The sequence below is a fragment of the Nocardia sp. BMG51109 genome (assembly GCF_000526215.1).
In the GTDB taxonomy this organism is placed as follows: domain Bacteria; phylum Actinomycetota; class Actinomycetes; order Mycobacteriales; family Mycobacteriaceae; genus Nocardia.
In genome coordinates this window covers 4,441,850-4,457,891 of record NZ_JAFQ01000004.1, presented here as the reverse complement: position 1 = coordinate 4,457,891, position 16,042 = coordinate 4,441,850, and the positions used below count along the sequence as shown (strand labels likewise).

The 16,042-nt window shown below is 68.8% G+C and carries 10 protein-coding genes and 1 tRNA gene; 1 reads left to right on the top strand and 10 read right to left on the bottom strand.

Features of this window, described 5'->3' with window-relative positions; translation table 11 throughout:
- Positions 1 to 102 precede the first annotated feature (102 nt).
- From D892_RS0121370 to D892_RS0121340, 7 genes are all read right to left on the bottom strand, one after another.
- The gene (locus D892_RS0121370; RefSeq protein ID WP_036569418.1) at positions 103 to 792 is read right to left on the bottom strand and encodes a hypothetical protein; all 690 of its coding nucleotides are present in this window, start codon (positions 790 to 792) and stop codon (positions 103 to 105) included.
- 251 nt (positions 793 to 1,043) lie between these two features.
- The gene (locus tag D892_RS0121365) at positions 1,044 to 1,517 is read right to left on the bottom strand and encodes a thioesterase family protein (protein WP_255360240.1); all 474 of its coding nucleotides are present in this window, start codon (positions 1,515 to 1,517) and stop codon (positions 1,044 to 1,046) included.
- A 251-nt stretch (positions 1,518 to 1,768) separates the two neighbouring features.
- Positions 1,769 to 6,706: an NAD-glutamate dehydrogenase gene (locus tag D892_RS0121360; RefSeq protein WP_024803195.1), complete on the bottom strand. Its 4,938-nt coding sequence runs from the start codon at positions 6,704 to 6,706 to the stop codon at positions 1,769 to 1,771.
- Positions 6,707 to 7,028: 322 nt separating this feature from the next.
- A complete protein-coding gene (gene ettA, locus D892_RS0121355; protein WP_024803194.1) occupies positions 7,029 to 8,705 on the bottom strand; it encodes an energy-dependent translational throttle protein EttA in 1,677 nt (558 codons plus the stop codon).
- A 349-nt stretch (positions 8,706 to 9,054) separates the two neighbouring features.
- Entirely contained in the window at positions 9,055 to 9,516 is a 462-nt protein-coding gene (gene ssb, locus D892_RS0121350; protein ID WP_024803193.1) for a single-stranded DNA-binding protein, read from the bottom strand.
- A gap of 225 nt (positions 9,517 to 9,741) precedes the next feature.
- The gene (locus tag D892_RS0121345) at positions 9,742 to 10,689 is read right to left on the bottom strand and encodes a threonine/serine dehydratase (RefSeq protein ID WP_036567323.1); all 948 of its coding nucleotides are present in this window, start codon (positions 10,687 to 10,689) and stop codon (positions 9,742 to 9,744) included.
- Positions 10,686 to 12,725, bottom strand: a complete 2,040-nt coding sequence (locus tag D892_RS0121340; protein ID WP_024803191.1) for a cytochrome c oxidase assembly protein — start codon at positions 12,723 to 12,725, stop codon at positions 10,686 to 10,688. Before D892_RS0121340 ends, D892_RS0121345 begins: the two co-directional genes overlap by 4 nt.
- 186 nt (positions 12,726 to 12,911) lie before the next feature.
- Between D892_RS0121340 and D892_RS0121335 the strand changes: the two genes are divergently transcribed.
- Positions 12,912 to 12,985: transfer RNA gene (locus D892_RS0121335), tRNA-Arg, on the top strand.
- 550 nt (positions 12,986 to 13,535) lie between these two features.
- Here D892_RS0121335 and D892_RS47825 read toward each other — a convergent pair.
- The 3 genes from D892_RS47825 to D892_RS0121320 form a co-directional block, all read right to left on the bottom strand.
- Positions 13,536 to 14,318 (bottom strand): SUMF1/EgtB/PvdO family nonheme iron enzyme, encoded by a 783-nt coding sequence (locus D892_RS47825; protein WP_255360239.1) that lies wholly within the window; start codon positions 14,316 to 14,318, stop codon positions 13,536 to 13,538.
- 82 nt (positions 14,319 to 14,400) lie between these two features.
- Positions 14,401 to 15,795, bottom strand: a complete 1,395-nt coding sequence (locus tag D892_RS0121325) for an MFS transporter (protein ID WP_024803189.1) — start codon at positions 15,793 to 15,795, stop codon at positions 14,401 to 14,403.
- Positions 15,792 to 15,986 carry a hypothetical protein gene (locus D892_RS0121320; RefSeq protein ID WP_024803188.1) on the bottom strand — a complete coding sequence of 65 codons (195 nt, stop codon included), beginning with the start codon at positions 15,984 to 15,986 and terminating at the stop codon, positions 15,792 to 15,794. The genes D892_RS0121325 and D892_RS0121320 overlap by 4 nt, the downstream gene beginning before the upstream one ends.
- Positions 15,987 to 16,042 lie beyond the last annotated feature (56 nt).

Below are 16,042 nucleotides of genomic sequence, written 5' to 3'. Positions count from 1 at the left end.
CGGGATCCGGCGGATTTCGGGACCGCGGATTTCGGGACCGGGGATTTCGAAACCGCCGGTGCGGTGCCGGCGATCAGTCGTCGGCCGGGCGGGCCCGGTGACTCAGCGGGGTGTGAGGGGCATGCCGGGGCCGCGGCGGCGGGCCACGGAACCGTAGCGGGCGTCCAGTCGCAGCCAGGTGCGGGTGGTGCGCACCCGGACGATCTCGGTGGGGGCGATGCGGCGCGAGTCGGCCTTCTCGCCGGAGTGCGGGATGAAATCCATCGCGGTGAGCGTGAATACGACGCGCATCGGGACCTCGGCCTGTTCGTCCCCGCCGGTCACGGTGAGCACGGTCTGATCCAGCAGCGAGACCGGGGGCCCGAACTCGCTGCCGTGCTCCGCCGCCACCTCGGCGCCGCGTTCGGCCAGCTCCACCAGGCTGCGCGCGGGAACGTCGTCGACGTGCCTCCACCCCGACCGCGGCGGCAGGGCGGTGCGCCAGGCCGAATCCATCGAGTAGCCGAGATCGATCGGGTCCGCCGCCTGCGGCCCGGTCAGGCCCGACAGCAGCGTGTCGCCGCCGACGGTGACATCGTCGACGCCCAGTTCGGCGACCACGTTCCGCACCGCGAGCGCCTCGAAACCCGTTGCGGCCCAGGCAGAGACGTACTGCTCACCGCGGCGGCGCAAGCGGATGACGGCCGCCGGGTCCAGCCGCACGGCGCGCGCGACGAAGGTGGACAGATTCTCCCGCTCGGCCGGGTCGGGCACCCGCAGGGCACGCTGGTCGGAGTGTTCGAATCCCGGCATCATCGCCCCGTCGTCCTCACCTTCCACATCGTCGGCGCGGGCGGGCGGCCGGATGCCGCCCGCGACCGGCCGCAGACTCACGATCGGCCCGCCACTATGCCCGCACCCGCCCGGCGTCGGCCAGGCAGACGACCTCGGCGCGGCGCCCCGGTACCGCAACGACACCTTCGTCGTTCCGGCATGCTATCGGTCGGAACCCACGGGGGCCTATGGCGAGTGCCATTGCGGTACCCGCCCCGGTCCGCCGCGGCTCAGTCCTGCTTCCACTGCGCCAGGTAATCGCGCTCGGCGTCCGTCAGCCGCCGCAACCGCTGGGTATCGATATCGAAGGCGGCCAGCTGGGTGGTGGCGATCACCGCGGGCGGTGAGTCCAGGGCGGTCCCGTTCGCGCGCACCTCGTAACCGACCGTGAAGTCGACCGCGCGCAGCTGTTCGACCCACATCGCGATGTCCAGCGGCGTGTCCTCGTGCCGGAGCTGGCCCTTGTATCGCACGTGCAGATCGGCGAGCACGCAACCGGAGCGCAGACCGGCGGTCGGGCGGTCACCCTCGAACAGCCACGGAATGCGCGCCTCCTCCAGCAGGGTCACCATTCGGGCGTGGTTGATGTGCTGGAAGACGTCCATGTCCGACCAGCGGACATCGACCTTGGTGTGAAAGCGCTTGGGCAGCACGGCGGTACCGGCCGTCTTCGCGAGCCCGTTCACCGAACCGACACTCGTCACACTAACCTCCGATCGGATTGCCCCACGCACGCCTGCCACCGAGCGGCCGGCGCCGCGGGTCATGGAGCAGCGGGTCTCAACCGTTCCGGTGCGACGATGCCGCCGAACCGATTCAGTTCCCCAGTATGCCGGGTTCGCCGAGTGCCGACGGATCGAGGCGCCGCCCGATCCGCCGCACCCGGCTCACTCCGGGCAGGTCAGCACCGGATTTCGCGGCCGTTCTGTGAGTTGTGACAACGGTCGCGTCGCCCTCAGCGCTCGGACTGCGCGCCCACCCCGCTGACCATGCTGCGCACCTGCCGCGCCGCCACCGACAGCGTGGCCAGATCGTGCGTGCCGGACTCGAACAGCTCCGCCAGCGCGGTGCGGGCCCGGCCGAGCCGGGACTGGTTCTTCGACTCCCAGTACGCGATCTTCTCCTCGGCCGTCTCCTCGGGATCGCCGCCCGACAGCACGTCCAGGGTCAGCGAGCGCAACGACCCGTACATGTCGTCGCGCAGCGCCAGCCGGGCCAGCGCATGCCAGCGATCGCCTCGTTCGAGGTGGCTGACGGCCTGCAGCAGCCAGTCGATCTTCAGGTGCTCGTTGAGCGCGTAGTACAGCGCGCCCACCTCGTCGCCGCCGCGGTCGGTGATATCGGCGATATCGACCACATCGAGCAGCGGGAAGAGATTGAGCAGCCCGAACACCTCGGTCGCCAGCGGCGCCGGGACGCCGCGGCCGGTCAGCTTCGCCGACTGCTCCTCCAGCGAGTCGACGTGATGGCCGCGCAGCCAGCCCTGCACCTTGGGCGCCAGCTCGCGCACGCCCTCGGTGTACCGGTGGATCTCGGCGCCCACCGCTATCGGCTGCGGGCGGTTGCTCAGCAGCCACCGCGAGGCACGATCGAGGGTGCGCTTGGTCTCGAGCTCCAGCTCGTCCTTCACCGCGGTGGCGATGTCGGCCTCGCGGATCCGATGCCAGATGGTGTGCAGATCGAAGATCTCCGTCGCCGCCGCGAACGCGCGCACCGCGTCGGTCGCGCTGGCCCCGATCTCCTCGTTGAGCCGGTGCGCGTAGGTGATACCGCCGAGATCCACCATCTCGTTGATCACCATGGTGGTCACGATCTCGCGCCGCAGCCGATGCCGCTTGATGGCGGTGCCGAAGCGTTCCCGCAGCGGCGTCGGGAAGTACTGCGGCAACCGGGCCGAGAAGTACACGCTGTCGGGCAGATCCGATTCGAGCAGGTCGGATTTCAGCGAGAGCTTCGTATGCGCCATCAGATTCGCCAGCTCCGGCGAACTCAGCCCGTTGCCCTGTTCGGCACGGCGCTTGAGCTCGGCGTCCGAGGGCAACGCCTCCAGCTCCCGGTCCAGGCCCCGGCGCGACTCCAGATCCTCGATCAGGCGCTTCTGCACGTTCAGCATCCGCGCCGCCTCGGTCCGCGACAGGCCCATCAGGAAGTTCTGGGACACGTTGTCCTGCAATACCATTGCCGAGACCTCGTCGGTCATCGACGCCAGCAGCGAGTTGCGCTCCGCGGCCGGCAGCTCGCCCGCCGACACCACGCCGTCGATCAGCACCTTGATGTTGACCTCGTGGTCGGAGCAGTCGACGCCCGCCGAGTTGTCCAGCGCGTCGGTGTTGCACTTGCCGCCGCCCCGGCAGAATTCGATCCGGCCGAGCGCGGTCAGCCCGAGGTTGCCGCCCTCGCCGATCACCTTGACCCGCAACCGGTTCGCGTCCACCCGCACCGCGTCGTTGGACTTGTCGCCGACCTCGGCATCGGATTCGGAGCCGGCCTTGATGTAGGTGCCGATCCCGCCGTTCCACAGCAGTTGCACCGGCGACAGCAAAATCGCCCGGATCAGTTCCGGCGGCGACAGCGAAACGACACCGTCGGGCAGGCCGAGCGCCTGCCGGGCCTGCGGGCTGACCGGCACCGACTTCACGGTGCGGTCCCACACGCCGCCGCCCTCGCTGATCAGCGACGTGTCGTAATCGCGCCACGACGACCGCGGCAGGTCGAACATCCGCTGCCGCTCCGCGAACGAGCGCGCCGCATCCGGATTCGGATCCAGGAAGATGTGCCGATGGTCGAACGCCGCGACCAGGCGGATGTGCTCCGACAGCAGCATGCCGTTGCCGAACACGTCGCCGGACATGTCACCGACGCCCACGACGGTGAATTCCTGTGTCTGCGTGTCGATATCCATCTCGGCGAAGTGCCGCTTCACCGACTCCCACGCGCCCTTGGCCGTGATGCCCATGGCCTTGTGGTCGTAACCGGCCGAACCACCCGACGCGAAGGCGTCGCCGAGCCAGAAGCCGTAGGACTGGGCCACGTCGTTGGCGATATCGGAGAACGTCGCCGTGCCCTTGTCGGCGGCCACCACCAGGTAGGCGTCGTCACCGTCGCGGCGCAGCACCCGGGCCGGCGGCAGCACCTTACCGCTCGCCTGATCCACATTGTCGGTGATATCCAGCAGACCCGAGATGAACGTGCGATAGCACGCGACGCCCTCGGCCTGCATCGCCTGGCGGTCCGCACCCGGGTCGCCGGTCGGCGCGGGCGGATGTTTCACCACGAACCCGCCCTTCGCGCCGACGGGCACGATCACGGCGTTCTTCACCGCCTGCGCCTTGACCAGGCCCAGGATCTCGGTGCGGAAGTCCTCCAGCCGGTCCGACCACCGCAACCCGCCGCGCGCCACCGGGCCGAACCGCAGGTGCACGCCCTCCACCCGCGGCGAGTACACGAAGATCTCGAATTGCGGGCGCGGCTTGGGCAGTTCGGCGATCTCGCCCGGTTCGACCTTGATCGACAGGTAGTCGCGCGGCGTGCCGTGCTCGTCGGTGCGGTAGTAGTTGGTGCGCAGCGTCGCCCGCACCAGGCTCAGCAGGGCGCGCAGGATGCGGTCGGCATCCAGGCTCACCACCTCGTTGATCCGCTCGGTCAGCGCGGACTCCAGCAGCGCGGCCCGCTCCGGCGAGGCGGTATCGGGATCGAACAGCGCCGCGAACAACTCCACGAACAACCGGGCCGCCTCCGGCGACGCCAGCAGCACCCGGGCGATATTGACCTGGCTGTAGGGGAAGTCGGCCTGCTGTAGGTACTTCGAGTACGCCCGCAGGATGGTCACGGTCCGCCAGTGCAGACCGGCGCGCAGCACCAGTTCGTCCAGCGGATCCGCCTCGGCGCGACCGTGCCACAGCGCGGCGAACGCCTCCGTGAACCGGTCGCGCAGGCCGCTCACCTGGGCGTCGAATGCGTCAGGCCGGGCGGTGGCGGATATCCGGGCGGTGGCGGATATCTCGGTCGCGCCCCGGTTCTCCAGCAGTTCGGCATCCATGTTGCGGTCCAGCGACAGTCGCAACAGGTCGGGCCGGGCCTGGAGGCCGAAGTCGTAGATCCAGGTCTCCCGGCCGTCCTCGAACTGCAGCTGGTAGGGCCGCTCGTCGACCACCTCGACGCCCAGGCTCTGCAGCAGCGGCAGCACCTGGCTCAGCGAGATCTTGCCGCCGACGTAGAGCGTGAAACGCCATGAGCCGGGCTCGGATTCGGGGCGCCGGTACAGATGCTGGTCGATACCGCCGGCGTCCAGCCGTTCCAGGCGGACGATATCGGCGAGCGCGCGGCGCGCCTCGAAGTCCTCCTTGTAGGCATCGGGCAGGACGTCGGTGTAGCGACGCACCACGGCCGGATCCAGCACGGTGGAGGCGGCCACCTCGTCGCGCAGATGATCGTCCCAGGTGCGGCTGGCCTCGGCGAGCAGGCCCTGGATGCGGACCCGGTTCGACTCCGAGACATCCACCGGCGTCCCGGGTTCGGGCAGGCGCACGGTGAAATACACACTGGCGAGCTCGCTTTCGGAGACCCGCGCCGAATAGTCGATGGAGACGCCGCCGAGCTCGCGCACCAGGATGTCCTGGATCTCCAGCCGGACCCGGGTGGTGTACCGGTCGCGCGGCAGGTAGACCATGGCGGCCACGAACCGGCCGTAGGAATCCGAGCGCAGGAACAGCCGCACCTGCCGCCGCATGCCGACGTTGAGCACCGAACCGGCGGTGTGCCGCATCGTCTCGACGTCGGCGGAGAACAGCTCGGTGCGCGGGAAGGACTGGATCACCTCCAGCATTCCTTGGCCGGAGAACGAATCGAGATCGAACCCGCTGCGCTCGATCACCGAGCGCACCCGGCGCTCGACGACCGGAATGTCGAGCACGTTCTCGTGCATCGCGGCCACGGTGAACACGCCGATGAACAGATGTTCGCCGGTGACGGCCCCGGTGGAGTCGAACTCGGCCACGCCGACGAAGTACGGATACACCGAGCGGTGCACGGTGGCCGGGACCAGGCCCTGGGTGAGGATCAGCAGCGGGCGGCCGCCGCCGTCGACCGGGACGCGGAAGTCGGTGCCGACGTCGGGACGCAGCACGCCGAGGCAACTGTCCGGCACCACAACGGATTTCGCCTGCACGCCGCCCTCGGCGGGCCGCCGGTACAGGGCGTACCCGAGCAGGGTGAAATGTCCGTCGGCCAGCCAGCGCAGCAGGTTCGCGCAGTCGACCAGTTCGGTCCGGGAGAACGGCGGCGTGCCCTGCTCGGCCACGGCCTCGAGCTCCCGGGACAGCCTGTCCTGCACCGCGCGCATCGCCTCGGTGTCGCCGGTGACCTGACGGACGTCGGTGAGCACGTCGGAGATTCCGGACTCGAGCTCGTCCAGCATCGCGGGGCTGCTCGACGGATGCAGCTGGACGTGCATCCAGGACTCGCGCGGGCCGGCCGCGCCGTTGCCGTCGACCTCGTGCGGAACGGCCGATTCCAGCCTGCCCTCGGCATCGCGGGTCACCTCGAGCACCGGGTGGATCACCTCGCTGATGCTCACCCCGCACCGGCCCAGGTAGGACGTCACCGACTCCACCAGCAGCGGCATGTCGTCGGTGACCAGCTGCACGGCGGCGCCGAGACCGGCCGGGTCGTCCGGTCGGTACACCCGCACCCTCGCCTGCCCCGGCGGGCGGTGCATGGCCAGTTCGATATGTCGTCGAAATACCAGGTCCGACCCACCGGTGATCGCACAGTCCACATCGCCGGCGTCCACGTGGCGGAAGTACGCCTCCTCGAGGCTCGCCAGTTCACCGACCACCTGCTCCGGCAAACTCGCGACCCATGCCGTGGTGGACATATCGGACGAGACCGTCATTTTCTTCGCCAACTCCTCGGATTCGGTTCCGCAACAAAGTGACGCCGAAGTCGAGAGTAGCTGGCCGCCGGAAACGCCGCTGTGCAATTCCCTCGAACCCTCGGAGCCCCTGGGCCGTCCGCGCGGCCCGGTGGACGCGACCTCACCCGCGCACCACCCGATGTGCCAGGTAGTGCGCGACAAGCGTTGCGCCGGTGGCTATTTGACATCCGACCCAGTATGACGGATCACACAGTTCGCTTGTCGATAACCCGCGAGTAGCCAACGCGCTGCCGGATTCCGGTCCCGTCGCGACGACGGGACCGGACCGGCCGGAGGGTAGTCAGTCGCGCGTCAGTTTGCGGTGGGTGACCCGGTGCGGACGCGCCGCCTCCGGCCCCAGCCGCTCCACCTTGTTCGCCTCGTAGGCCTCGAAGTTGCCCTCGAACCAGAACCAGTCGGCCTCGTTGTCGTCGGTGCCCTCCCACGCCAGGATGTGCGTGCAGGTGCGGTCGAGGAACCAGCGGTCGTGGGAGATGACCACGGCGCAGCCGGGGAAGTTCTCCAGCGCGTTCTCCAGCGAGCTCAGCGTCTCCACGTCGAGGTCGTTGGTCGGCTCGTCGAGCAGGATCAGGTTGCCGCCCTGCTTGAGCGTCAGGGCCAGGTTCAGCCGGTTGCGCTCACCACCGGACAGCACACCGGCCGGCTTCTGCTGATCCGGGCCCTTGAACCCGAACGCGGAAACGTAAGCGCGCGAAGGCATTTCCTGATTGCCGACCTCGATGTGGTCGAGCCCGTCGGAGACCACCTGCCAGACCGTCTTCTTCGGGTCGATGCCGGCGCGGTTCTGGTCGACATAGCTCAGCTTGACCGTGTCGCCGACCTTGACCTCGCCGCTGTCGGGCTTCTCCAGCCCGACGATGGTCTTGAACAGCGTGGTCTTGCCGACGCCGTTGGGGCCGATGACACCGACGATGCCGTTGCGCGGCAGCGTGAACGACAGGTCCTTGATCAGCTGGCGATCGCCGAAGCCCTTGTCCAGATGCTGGACCTCCACTACGACGTTGCCCAGGCGCGGGCCCGCGGGGATCTGGATCTCCTCCAGGTCGAGCTTGCGCACCTTCTCGGCCTCGGTCGCCATCTCCTCGTAGCGCTGCAGGCGGGCCTTGTTCTTGGCCTGACGCGCCTTGGCGCCCGAACGCACCCAGGCCAATTCGTCCTTCAGCCGCTTCTGCAGCTTCTGGTCCTTCTTGCCCTGGACCGCCAGGCGCTCGGCCTTCTTCTCCAGGTAGGTGGAGTAGTTGCCCTCGTAGGGGTAGGTGCGGCCGCGGTCGAGCTCGAGGATCCAGCCGGCGACGTTGTCGAGGAAGTACCGGTCGTGCGTCACGGCCAGCACGGCGCCCTCGTACTGGGCCAGGAACTGCTCGAGCCACAGCACCGACTCGGCGTCGAGGTGGTTGGTCGGCTCGTCGAGCAGCAGCAGATCGGGCTTGCTCAGCAGCAGCTTGCACAGCGCGACCCGGCGGCGCTCACCGCCGGACAGGGTGGTCACCGGCTCCTCGGGCGGCGGGCAGCGCAGCGCGTCCATCGCCTGCTCGAGCTGGGAGTCGAGATCCCAGGCGTCGGCGTGGTCGAGATCCTCCTGGAGCTTGCCCATCTCCTCCATGAGCTCGTCCGAGTAGTCGGTGGCCATGAGTTCGGCGATCTCGTTGAAGCGGTCCAGCTTCACCTTGATCTCGCCGAGACCCTCCTCGACGTTGCCGCGGACGGTCTTCTCCTCGTTCAGCGGGGGCTCCTGCTGCAGGATGCCGACCGTCGCACCGGGCGCGATCCAGGCCTCGCCGTTGTTCGGCTGGTCCAGTCCGGCCATGATCTTCAGCACGCTCGACTTACCGGCGCCGTTCGGACCGACGACGCCGATCTTGGCGCCGGGCAAGAAGTTCAAGGTCACATCGTCGAGGACGACCTTGTCGCCGTGCGCCTTGCGAACCTTGCGCATCTGGTAAATGAACTCAGCCATATATCCCACCCTAATCTCTCGGTAATCGACCCACCCACACCGGGAGCAAGGTACCCCCAGGTAGGCAACGGGATTCAGGCAAGCTCCGCCACACCCCCGAGCCCGTCGTCGTCAAGATCGACAACATCCGTCTCCGACCCAGGTCTCCTAAAGGTCGTCACAGGATCGGAAGTCGTTCCCACACCAGATCGACCGCCGCCTGCGGCCGTTCATTGCCGACAGGCTGAAGGGTGCCCAGGCAGCCGACGCCGCACGCGGATCTCCGGCACGGTGTCACCCCCTATATCGGCGGCGAACCGATCCGCGGACTCGAACGGTCGACGGCCGGCTTCCGCCCATCGGCACGACCTCATCCGGTGTCGGATGCGGAGGTGGAGGCCGCATCGCCGGATTCCACCGGCTGCCGCGGTACCTCGGGAGCAACGGCTGTGGAACCGGCCGAGTTCCCGGCGCCGCGGCGCAGCACCGGCGCCGAACAGCGGCCCAGGTCGGGCCCCAGCGCGCTGGCGCGCATCTCCAGATCGCTGCGCTGCACGCCGTCCTTGGTTCGGTACTCGTGCGTGCGCAGCTGACCGTAGGCGATGATCGGATCGCCGCGGCGGATCGAGGCGTCCACCCCCTCCACCAGCCGCCGCCAGCAGTTGATCGTCAGGAACAGGCTGGCACCCTGCACCCACTCGCCGCGCTCGCGGTCGAAGCGGCGGGAATTGCTGGCCATCCGGAACGTCACCACCTGCTCACCGCTGGGCAGGCTGCGCCGCACCGGATGCGTCACGACCGTGCCGATGACGGCGGTATTCGCCTCATACATGATTCCTCCCCCTGGCAACTTCCTGAAGACCTCGCGACTTCATGAAGATTTCGGTAATTCCGACACCGCGTGCGACGGTTCGTGCACACTGATCCCCGCGGTTCCCCGAACCGCCACTTGCTCGGTTCGGGGAACACGTCCAAGCCTTACCGATCCGCGGCGGACACGCCAGGTAGAACGCGAATCTGGGGATGGATTTCCCGGTTGTGGATACGCGGTATTCCGCTACAGCGTCGCCGGATCCGTATTGGCCCCGCACAAGACGAGCACCGGCCGCTCCCCCGGTTCCGGCACGTACGCGCCGCTCTGGATCGCCGCCAGCGCCACCGCGCCCGCCGGTTCGACCACGATCCGGAACTCCCGCCACAGGTATTCCCGCGCCATCGCGATGGCATCGTCGGTCACCAGCACCGAGGCCATCCGGTAGCGCTGTGCGAGTTCCAGGGGAATGGCACCGATCCTGGTGGCGCCCAACGCATCCGCGGCGATGCTGTTGACGTGCACGTCCACCGCGCGGTCCGCGGCGAGCGCGGCATGCAGCGTGGGCGCGCCCTTCGGCTCGACGCCGACCACGCGCCCGCGCATTCCCAGTGCGGCCGCGATCCCGGAGGCCAGACCGCCGCCACCGACGGCGGCCAGCACCGGCGGGCGCCCGTGCACCTGCCGCTCGATCTCCAGCCCCACGACGCCGGCTCCGGCCACCACCGCGGGCAGGTCGTAGGCGTGCAACTGCAGGGCATCGCGCTCGGCGGCGAGCCCGTCGGCATATCCCTTGGCGTCGGCGTAAGTCGTTCCGTGCCACAGCACTTCGGCGCCGTAGGCCCACATGGCGGCCACCTTGGTATGCGGCGCCGACTCGGGCACCACCACCGTGCACGGCCGCTGCTGCAGGGCACACGCCAGCGCGGCGGCGATACCGGCGTTACCGCCGGAGGCGATGATGACGCCGCGGGCGTCACCCTTGTTCTCGAGCAGCGCGTTCAGGCTGCCCCGCACCTTGAAGGTGCCGCCGTACTGCAGGTACTCGAGCTTGAACGTCACCTTCACCGGACCGTGCGGACCGGTCACCTCGGTGTGGAAGACCGGCGTGACCCGGATCCGGCGGCCCAGGCGCAGCCGCGCCGCCCGCACGTCGGACCGGTACAACCGCACGACCTTTCGCGCATCGGTCACCCCCGGACCTCCCGGTCCCGCCGCGCCAGTTCGGCGAACATGGCGTTGTGCGCGGCCAGATCGGCGTCGTGGTCGCGCTCGGCGGCGCGGTCCATCCGCTTGGCCGCCCGGTTGTCGCTGCGCGACCACTGGACCAGCAGCGCCAGCATCACCAGCACCAGCGGAATCTCGCCGCTGGCCCAGGCCAGCCCGCCACCGGTGCGCTGGTCGCCGAGCAGATCGCTGTTCCAGCTCAGCCCCAGCGACCGGTAGAACCAGGCGCCGAGCACGGTCGTCATGCTCATCAGCGCGACGCCGAAGAAGGCGTGGAAAGGCAGCGACCCGAACACCATGCCCACCTTGGTCAGCGGCTGCACCTGTCGCGGCTTGGGATCGATGCCGAGCACCACCCAGTAGAAGAGGTACCCCGACACCAGGAAGTGCGCATTCATCGCCAGATGCGCACCGTGCGTGCCGACCACCGCGTCGAAGATTCCGGTGAGATACAGCCCGTAGAACCCGAGGACGAAAAACGCCGTGGCCACCACGGGCTGGGTCATGAACCGGGACACCGGATTGTGCACGGCGGCCAGCACCCATTCGCGCGGACCCGGCGGTGACTCGCGGCCCGCCGCCGGCAGCGCACGCAGTGTCAGCAGCACCGGACCGCCCAGCGCGAACAGGATCGGCGCCAGCATCGACAACAGCATGTGCTGAGCCATGTGCACGCTGAACATGGCCGGGGCGTAGCGGCCCACCCCCGAACTGGTGGCGATCAGCAGGACCGCGCAACCGCACAGCCACGCGACGGTGCGCCCGACCGGCCAGGTGTCGCCGCGGGCACGCAATCGCCGCACCCCGGTCAGATACAGCACAGCAAGCACGATCGACAGCGTCCCGAAGATCAGATCGAAGCGCCAGTCGAACAGGATTCTCGCGATCGTGGGCGGACCGGCCAGGTGGTATCCGAGCTCCACCTCGACGGGCGACGGAACCCGGCGCAGATCCGGGGGCGGCGTGCGGCCGAGGCCGACGGCGAGCCCGATGGTGGCCGCGAACACCAGCGCCTCCACACCGGCATAGCGGATCAGCGCGGCCCGGTCGTGCGGATCCGCCCGCAGCGCGGGCACGGCGATGCGCCGCTGCACGAATCCGACGACACCGAGCACACACAGCGCCATGGTCTTGGCGATCACCAACCGGCCGTAGGTGGTGGTGAACAGCTCGCTCCACGGCACCCGGACCCAGGCGTTGATCACGCCGCTCACCGCGACGACGGCGAAGGCGCCGGTCGCCACCAGCGAGAACCGCTGCGCCGCCAGGCCGGTGTGCGCACCCCCGCGCACCGCGTACGCCAGCACCGCGAACAGTCCGCCCACCCACAGGCACACCCCGACCAGGTGCAGGATCAGGCTGTTGGTGGCGATATCGTGCGCACCGCCCGACGACGAGTGCCCGGTGAGCGCGACCGGCAACAGGCAGCACACCGCCCACCCGAACAACGGCGGCGTCCATCCCCAACGCAGCGCCAGCCGGCATCCGACCGCCAGCGCGACGGCCATGAAGGCCGTCGCCCGCCAGGATCCGGCGACGTCGACCTCGCCGATGGCGTGCCAGACCTGCTCGGGCCGCAGCGTCGAGCGGACCGGTTGCCCGGTGGTGTCCGACAGCGTCAGCGGAACCAGCAGTGTGGCCGCGCCGGCCCACACCAGTGCCGCGATCCCGGCGCGCCGCAGCGCGCGGTACCCGCCGACGTCCAGCAGTCCACTACGCTGCGGAGGCGTGAGAAATGCCGCGAACAGCAGCGAGCCGACCGCCAGCGCGGCGGAGAGATCGGCGATCGCGCGCACCGCCGGCAGACCGTAAGTGGTCAGCGGACCAGGATCGGGAATTCCGAGCAGCGTCAGCGCCTGAGCTGCGGACAGGCCCACCACGATCGGCGCGACCAACGCCGCCACAGCCGTCGCGACCACCGTGAGCGCGGGAAACGCCGCCGCCGAATCCGACCGGACACCCGCTGCCTCGGATTCGACGGACGGGTCCTGCGGTGACGACATGCGATTCAGCCTAGTTCGTCCCCCGCTCGCATCCGCCCCGGCCCGACCCGCCCCCACCGGCCACTGTGACCGCGCCGACATGCCCGCGAGTTGCTCCCCGGCAACCCCGCCCCGATCTGGACGCTCGCTATACTAATCGTGCTGGACACCGTGCCACGAACCCGGCATGGTGTGTGGTGCTGCACTGCCTCCGTAGCTCAGTTGGATAGAGCAAGGGCCTTCTAATCCCTAGGTCGCAGGTTCGATTCCTGCCGGGGGCACTTCAAGTCTCTGACCAGCGACATCCGTCGCCGGATCAGAGATACCCATACCTCACGACGCTCAAACACCTGGGTTGAGATTCTCGCCGAGCGCGGACGCTCGGCGCTGCCCTGGATGAACTGGGACTTCAACTGATCTCAACCGTACCGCTATCCAAATCGTCACGCACCGATGATCGTTTGCGCAGATGGCTGATTCGCAACCCTCCTGCAATAACAGTCGTCCTGGAGGTTCCTGACCAACGACATGCGGTGGTCCCACGACTTGCCGAAGACGTTGGCGATGTACCGGACCCCTCGCTGTGCGGTCCCCGCCAAGCCCTGGTGGAACCCCCATGCGTCGCGGACGATGGGGGCCGTGGGCGGGGGGAGTTGAAGCTACGCAAGGGTTCCGACGGTAGGGAGGCGAAGGTGGGTTCGACGTCGTGGCCGCGCGGGTGGCTGAGCCCACGCGGTCGACAATTTATCGACGATCTCGACGTCGTGACCGACCTCCACGAGCCGATGAGCGACGACCGAACCGATGCACCCGGCCCCTTCATACCTGATCTCATTCATTCACATCGGAAGTGGCGCAACGGAATCCGGTGTCGTCGTCGCACATGGTATGGTCGGCGTCGTTGTGGGCCGCGGGGGCTGCCCGGTCGAACGGAGAGGTGAAGGCGCTGCCTTTAAGTTCGTATCTCCCGGTGGTGGTTTCACTTGCCTGCCATTCCCACACGTTGCCGCACATGTCGAAGGCGCCGAATGGGCTTGCGCCGCTTTGTAATTGTCGACCGGCGTGGTCTTCCGGGACCGCTGCCGCGAACATTGCATTTGGCGGGGTGGCCTGATTTCCCCACGGGTAGACATTGCCGCGCGTGCCACGCGCGGCTTTCTCCCATTCCAAGCTGTTGGGGAGGCGCTTGCATGCCCATTGCGCGTATGCGGTGGCATCGTCGTGGGTAACCCATACGACGGGACGTTCGACGATGTCCGATGGTGGGCACCCGTCCGGCCAGTGCTGGGGCGGCATATGGCAGGTGGCGGCGACAAATCGGGAGTAGTCACCGTTTGTGACAGAAAAAGCGTCGATCCAGAAGCCCGGCACCCATTCGGGTTTGTCCTGCGGCCCGGACAGATAGACCCTTCGGAATCCAGATGACCTGCCGTCTACCGGGTGACGGGTTCGGGTCGATTGGGCGAAGGCGTCGATGTCGAAGGCCGGACCTGTGTCTCTACTGCGCGGGAGCGCCGAGCCGTTCCCCTCGACGGCGGTGTGCTCGTCGGGGGTGTCGGTGCAGACGACAAGCCATATCGCAGGGTGCCCGGATCGGCATCGCCGCCGGTGCACGCGGTCGCGAAACCGGCTGCGGTGGCCAGTGATTCGGTCGGCGCGGACCAGCGGGGGTGTTTGCTGGGAGTTCCGAGCACGGTCATCGTTCGGCCTGCGTGGAACGGGTGATGAGCAGGTTCGCGAGCAGTCCCACGATCGCCGCGAGCAGCAGTACGACCCCGACGCGGGCGAGTCCGGTCTGCGGACCGGGCGCCGCGTACAGTCCGGCGGCGACCGCGGCGCCCAACGCGCCGCCCAGATTGTGGAAGGTCCACGACGCGCCGACCGCGAAGCCCGACTCGTCGGCGTCGACGGCCGAGAGTGCGGCGAGAGTCGCGGGCGCGAGAATGAGGGCCCAGCCGGCGCCGAAGAATACGAACCCGATGAGCAGCGCCGGTAGCGATCCGCTCAGCGCGCCCACCACGACGAGGACGGCGGTGCCGGCGAACGCACCGAAGCCCCACTTCAGCGGCAGCGTGGGGCCGTTGCGGTCGACCCATCGCCCGACGCGCGGGGACGTGAGTGCCATGGTGGCGCTCACCAGAAGCAGCAACAGGCCCGTAGCACGGACATCGAGAGCGTGGCGATCGGCCAGGTACGGCGGCAGGACGAGCAGTGCCGAGGCATAGAAGACGGCCAGAAAGAAGTCCGAGGCGAGCGCGACACGGAAACGCGGGTGCGTGAACAGCGCCAGTCGCAACAGGGGGGTACGCGCGCGGCGCTCCACCACAGCGGTCGCGGCGGCGCCGAGAACCGCCAGCACCACGGCGATCACGACCGGCGTGCTCAGCCGGCCCGTCGTCTCCGGCAGCGAGGCCACCGCGACCAGCGCCGCGACGGTCACCGCGACCAGCGCCTGGCCGGGCAGATCCAGCCCTACCCGCGGGCTCGGCGCCGGTGCGGGCACCGCGACGGCGATGGCGGCCAGCGCCGCGACGCCGAACGGGACGTTGATCCAGAACACGGCCGCCCACCCGAAGGCCGGAACCAGCAGGCCGCCGAGCACCGGCCCGAGCGCGAGGCCGACGCCGTTGACCGCATACAGCCGGCCGACAGCGCGACCGCGGGCCCCCGCCGGAAACAGGGTCTCGACCAGCGTCGAGGTCCCCGTGTAGAGGATCGCGCACGCGGCCCCCTGGACGAAGCGGGCCACCACCAGCGGGCCGACCGACGGTGAGAGTGCCGCGCCCACCGAGGCGAGCACGAACACCGCGATGCCGATCAACAGAGTTTGCTTGCGCCCCAAGTGATCTCCCAGCCGACCCGCGGTCACCATGAACATGGCCAGGGCGGTGAGGAAGGCACTCAGGACCAACTGCGCTACACCGAGCGACGTGTCCAGATCGTGGGTGATGGACGGCAGCGCGGTCGTGACGATCGTGAGGTCGACGCAGCCGAGGAACGAGGCGATGGCCAGGCCGAGGAAGCCGGCCGTGCGTCGTGCGGGCGAGGCCGGTGTCGGCTCGGGAGCAGACGTCTCGATGGTTTCGCTCATATCGCCGACTTCCGCTTCTGGAAGCGCAGCGGCAGCCACGCGACACGGTGCAGATCCCGCACCCGGAAGGCGTAGACCTCGCCCCCGAGCAGTCGCGACAGGTCATCGGCCGAGAATTCCCGGCGGGTCGTGGTCGACACGAAAGCCTGGTCGTTCACCGGCAGGGCGTCGTGGGTGACATTGATGGTCATGAGCAGATATCCCCTCCCGTGAATACTCGAACATGGCCGATGCGGGCCGAAAACCG

Bases quoted from the DNA above. Each gene is read 5' to 3' on its own strand.
- D892_RS0121370 (WP_036569418.1), bottom strand. From the start codon at position 792: ATGCCGGGATTCGAACACTCCGACCAGCGTGCCCTGCGGGTGCCCGAC.
- D892_RS0121360 (WP_024803195.1), bottom strand. From the start codon at position 6,706: ATGACGGTCTCGTCCGATATGTCCACCACGGCATGGGTCGCGAGTTTG.
- ettA (WP_024803194.1), bottom strand. From the start codon at position 8,705: ATGGCTGAGTTCATTTACCAGATGCGCAAGGTTCGCAAGGCGCACGGC.
- ssb (WP_024803193.1), bottom strand. From the start codon at position 9,516: ATGTATGAGGCGAATACCGCCGTCATCGGCACGGTCGTGACGCATCCG.
- D892_RS0121340 (WP_024803191.1), bottom strand. From the start codon at position 12,725: ATGTCGTCACCGCAGGACCCGTCCGTCGAATCCGAGGCAGCGGGTGTC.
- D892_RS0121325 (WP_024803189.1), bottom strand. From the start codon at position 15,795: ATGAGCGAAACCATCGAGACGTCTGCTCCCGAGCCGACACCGGCCTCG.
- D892_RS0121320 (WP_024803188.1), bottom strand. From the start codon at position 15,986: ATGACCATCAATGTCACCCACGACGCCCTGCCGGTGAACGACCAGGCT.